Raw genomic sequence first — 4,126 nt, forward strand, 5'->3', positions numbered from 1 at the left:
TCAGTAGTACTAGAAGAATATAGGTGCAAAATATAATAAATGGAATATTTGAAGATTTTAAATGAAAGAGGAGTATGACCAGCAGAGCCATCAAAGCCAGGCCCAGAACCAGAATTGCCAACTGGAGCAGAGCCAGTCGCAGGCTCAGACGGTCTAGGGGCAAGCGCACAGAAGAAGCCAAGAGCGGACCAGCGACTGGAGGACGTCGCTGAAGAGAGGCCAGAGCCGGAGCCTCAGCCCGCTTGCCATCATGCCCACTGGCCTGCCCTGCTGGAATCATCTTTCCTTCCGCTGATGGCTCTTTCATCATCTTCTCTGTGGACCCATCGGGAGCTCCTTCCGTGCGTGTCCCTACCGTTCCTCGCTCGGCTGGCATAACAGCTATCCCTGGCCTTTCAGAATATAGCCGACCCCACGTACCGTCTGAATTAAGCGGGGGGCACTGGGGGTATCTTCGATTTTCTCGCGCAGGTAGCGCACATACACCTCAATAATATTGGTCTCTCCTAGAAAATCATAGCCCCAAACGCGATTAAGGATCGTCTGGCGATCCAGCACCTGACGCGGATGGGTCATAAACAGGTGCAACAAATTATATTCTGTCGCTGTCAACTCGATAGGGCGGTTACCGCGGCGGACCTCGCGCGTAGCCGTATTCATCCAGAGATCTTCGAACTGCAGAATATGCGCGGAGTCAGAAGAACCGCTAGACTCGCCGTGTCCGCTACGGCGCAGACGGCGAAGAATGGCCCGTATGCGAGCGACCAGCTCTTCAAAGCTGAAAGGCTTCGTCAAGTAGTCATCGGCGCCGCTATCGAGGCCGAGCACGCGATCGCGCACATCGTCTCTAGCCGTCAGCATCAGGATCGGCACATCGCTCGTCACCGGATTTTCGCGTAAGCGACGACAGACCTCCAGGCCGTCCATATCTGGCAGCATCAGGTCCAGAATCACGATATCAGGGTCGCAGCGCTGTGCCGCCGTCACGCCCTGCGCGCCGTCGGGGGCCGAGACCACCTCGAAGCCTTCGTAGCGCAGGCCGAGTTTGATGAACTCAATAATCGACTGCTCATCGTCGATTACCAGCGCCTTGAGGGGTCGTTTCTCCTGATCGGTGCGTTCGTGAACCACTTGCGGCATGGCTTGCATCCTTCTGTGTGGGATTCAATTTTCATTATAGTTACCACGCAGCAGCAGTGCAAGGCGTCAGCCGGCAAGAGCCGCTCAGCAGAGCAAGCAGAGCGCTAGTAGTGCTGGGCAAGCCTTTCCAAATACTCATCCTAGAGGCGTAGCTCAAGTGTACACGACGTGCCAGGCCCGGTCAAGCTCAGCATCTTTGATCATCACCGTAGTCTTGTCACCTATCCCTCCCACGAGAAAGGCGATAGAAGAGTTTCAGTAAAAGAACGGAAGTGTCTTGCGTTTTGGCAAAGTGTTTCTCATTGTCTTATCCTGGTTAGTGGTAGCGGTCTTAAAAAACTCTTAAGAGCGCTGCACATTGATTGACAAGTGAGAGGGGACTCATTACAATGGTATTGATAGAGACGGCTCACGTAATCAGCAGGAGGCAGATTCATGGCAGTTGTGCATCCCGACTTCTATCGTCATGAGCACCTCGTTCGCAAGTCAATTCAAATTCCGTTGACCCAGCACCAGGAGCTGAAAGCGCTGGCGATGGAACTGGACTCCTCCCTCGGGGATGTTGTGGAGACAATCATGGAACTTATGCGCCGGGATAACTACCAGCAACTGCGTCAGGCGATCCTCCAGAAACGCGAACAGGCTCTTTCCTCCTTGACTCACTCCCTCGATGAGGCGTATGCTTATCTAGGATCTCTCCCTGAAACTCTCGAAGATGCCCGATTTTATTTTGAGGCCGGGCGTGAAGGTATCGTTGCATGAGTAATGAGGCCAGGCAAACATCGCCCAGCCCCAGCCATAGCGAGGATTCTGCCAATCGAATACGTGAAATGCCCAGTCCCAGGCGCGGCGAAATCTGGGATGTCAACTGGTCTCCTGGGCGCGGCGCGGAGCAGCAGGGTGTCCGCCCTGCCTTGATTATCCAGAATGATCGAGGTAACGCCTCACCGACTTATCCGTTGACGATTGTTGCCTCGATGAGCCGTACGGAGCGTGAGCTGCCCCTGCATGTGCGCATCGCGCCAACGCCTGAAAACGGATTGACCGACTTCACTGACGTGAAGTGTGAGCAGATCATGACTATCGAGAAGTCGCGCCTGATCCGTAAACGCGGGAGCATTACAAAGGAAGAACTCGCGCGCGTCGATATGGCGCTCAAAATTAGCCTTGATCTGCTCTCCTAAATCCAGCAGGCGAGAGAGGGCAATCCAGCTCTGTTCAAGGTGCAGGCTCTCGGGCAAGCTGGCGCGCGGCTGCGCTCCTTCTCTCCTCCTGTGCAGTCCGACATCTCCTGGCAGCATCTCCGCTTGTGGCTGCTTAACTGCTTGTTAGTGTTATTTTTATTTGCCTGGCTGCTTGCTTAAAGGCGACGTGTATCGGCCTTTGCTGGCTCTTAGCAACTGCTTATACCTCTGCTGCTCTGCTGCTTGTCTGCCAGCCAGCCAACTGATTGGTTCGGTGAGACAGCAACTAAGGCCTGGTCTGCTTGCCGCTTCTCGTCTCAAAGCTCCTGACTAGCCTCTTTCCCTGGCTGGCTGGTCTCCGCTTCCGCGATTGGCTGGTGTGAGCCAACCGCCAATGTGCTACAATGAAGACCAGATGTTCAGGCAAGACTCCAGGAGATGATCACCTATGCAGCAGAGAACGGTTGGAACGGTTGACGTCAAGCGCAGTTTTCCTGAGATGCTCAAAGGTGGCGTCATCTGCGATGTCGTTAATCCCGAGCAGGCCAAGATCGCCGAAGAGGCCGGGGCTGTGGCTGTCATGGCCCTGGAGCGGGTCCCCGCCGATATTCGCGCTCAGGGCGGCGTCGCGCGCATGACCGATCCCGAATTGATCATTCGCATTAAAGAGGCCGTTACTATTCCCGTCATGGCCAAGTGCCGCATCGGTCACTTTGTCGAAGCAGAGATCCTGCAAGCCATTGGCGTTGACTGCATTGATGAATCGGAAGTACTCACGCCCGCCGATGAGCAATTCCACGTTAATAAGCATTTGTTCTCGGTGCCTTTTGTCTGCGGCGCGCGCGATCTAGGCGAGGCGCTGCGCCGCATCGGTGAGGGCGCGGCTATGATCCGAACCAAGGGCGAGGCTGGTACTGGCAATGTGGTGGAGGCAGTGCGCCATATGCGCGCTATCCAGGATGGCATCCGACGCCTGCAAATGCTTCCCGAGGAAGAGCTGATGACCGAGGCCAAGCGTCTGGGTGCCCCCTATGAGCTGGTCTGTCAGGTCGCTCGCACGGGCAAGCTGCCCGTGGTGAACTTCTCGGCAGGCGGGATCGCTACACCGGCCGATGCCGCGCTCATGATGCGCCTGGGGGCAGAAGGCATCTTTGTGGGCTCTGGTATCTTCAAGTCTGGCAATCCGCTTAAGCGCGCCCGCGCCATTGTGCGCGCCACCACTCATTTCGATAATCCGAAGATCCTGGCAGAAGTCTCGCGCGATCTCGGCGAGCCGATGGTGGGGATCAACCTTGATACCCTGCCCGAGCAGGAGCTAATGGCGCGCCGCGGCTGGTAACTGCGAGGCAGCAGTCTGAGTTTGGGGTGGCTCGCGTCGAGAGGAAGTGGCCAGAAGAACCGCAGAGGTAGCTGCCCGCTTCCATCCGCCGGCTCATTGCCTCGCTCCTAGAGAGAGGCAAGCCGGCGGCGCGCTTTTGGAAGACGGGATGAAAGGCCAGGGTCAAGAGCGTTCTCTCACATCAGAGAGAGTCCGCAGTACGACGAAGGAAGGAGGGGGCGGTGCAACGGGGAGAGTGACCGGGCACCGCGTGAGTAGACAATGCTCCACAATGGGCAGGAACGACCGTTGATTGGGGTGCTGGCTCTCCAGGGAGATTTCGAGGCCCATCTCAAGGCTCTCTCGAAGCTGGGCGTAGCCACACGCGCTGTAAAACTCCCTGAGCATCTGACCGATTTAGATGGTATAATAATACCCGGTGGAGAGAGCACTACTATTGGCAAGCTTATGGTTGATTATGGCC

5 protein-coding genes and 1 pseudogene are annotated in these 4,126 nt (G+C 56.2%); 4 read left to right on the forward strand and 2 right to left on the reverse strand.

The genetic code is table 11. The annotated features are described in order from the left end of the window. Window positions 1-376 (reverse strand): hypothetical protein (locus IRZ24_RS17500; protein WP_297167064.1); only part of this gene is annotated, 376 nt, incomplete at its 3' end. Between the two features lie 5 nt (window positions 377-381). Then, the gene (locus IRZ24_RS17505) at window positions 382-1,140 is read right to left on the reverse strand and encodes a response regulator transcription factor (protein ID WP_297167067.1); all 759 of its coding nucleotides are present in this window, start codon (window positions 1,138-1,140) and stop codon (window positions 382-384) included. Window positions 1,141-1,575: 435 nt separating this feature from the next. Here IRZ24_RS17505 and IRZ24_RS17510 point away from each other — a divergent pair, with 435 nt between their 5' ends. The 4 genes and pseudogenes from IRZ24_RS17510 to IRZ24_RS17525 form a co-directional block, all read left to right on the forward strand. Then, window positions 1,576-1,902: a hypothetical protein gene (locus IRZ24_RS17510; RefSeq protein ID WP_112430539.1), complete on the forward strand. Its 327-nt coding sequence runs from the start codon at window positions 1,576-1,578 to the stop codon at window positions 1,900-1,902. Continuing rightward, window positions 1,899-2,324: a type II toxin-antitoxin system PemK/MazF family toxin gene (locus IRZ24_RS17515; RefSeq protein ID WP_297167071.1), complete on the forward strand. Its 426-nt coding sequence runs from the start codon at window positions 1,899-1,901 to the stop codon at window positions 2,322-2,324. Before IRZ24_RS17510 ends, IRZ24_RS17515 begins: the two co-directional genes overlap by 4 nt. Window positions 2,325-2,772: 448 nt before the next feature. Then, window positions 2,773-3,663 carry a pyridoxal 5'-phosphate synthase lyase subunit PdxS gene (gene pdxS, locus IRZ24_RS17520; RefSeq protein WP_297167074.1) on the forward strand — a complete coding sequence of 297 codons (891 nt, stop codon included), beginning with the start codon at window positions 2,773-2,775 and terminating at the stop codon, window positions 3,661-3,663. Window positions 3,664-3,924: 261 nt separating this feature from the next. Next, a pseudogene (locus IRZ24_RS17525) lies at window positions 3,925-4,126 on the forward strand (pyridoxal 5'-phosphate synthase glutaminase subunit PdxT); the annotation flags it as partial.

Source organism: Thermogemmatispora sp. (genome assembly GCF_019683755.1).
In the GTDB taxonomy this organism is placed as follows: domain Bacteria; phylum Chloroflexota; class Ktedonobacteria; order Ktedonobacterales; family Ktedonobacteraceae; genus Thermogemmatispora.

What these genes read in the sequence shown, in the direction of transcription:
- pdxS (WP_297167074.1), top strand. Translation starts at nt 2,773, where the DNA reads ATGCAGCAGAGAACGGTTGGAACGGTTGACGTCAAGCGCAGTTTTCCT.
- IRZ24_RS17510 (WP_112430539.1), top strand. Translation starts at nt 1,576, where the DNA reads ATGGCAGTTGTGCATCCCGACTTCTATCGTCATGAGCACCTCGTTCGC.
- IRZ24_RS17505 (WP_297167067.1), bottom strand. Translation starts at nt 1,140, where the DNA reads ATGCCGCAAGTGGTTCACGAACGCACCGATCAGGAGAAACGACCCCTC.
- IRZ24_RS17515 (WP_297167071.1), top strand. Translation starts at nt 1,899, where the DNA reads ATGAGTAATGAGGCCAGGCAAACATCGCCCAGCCCCAGCCATAGCGAG.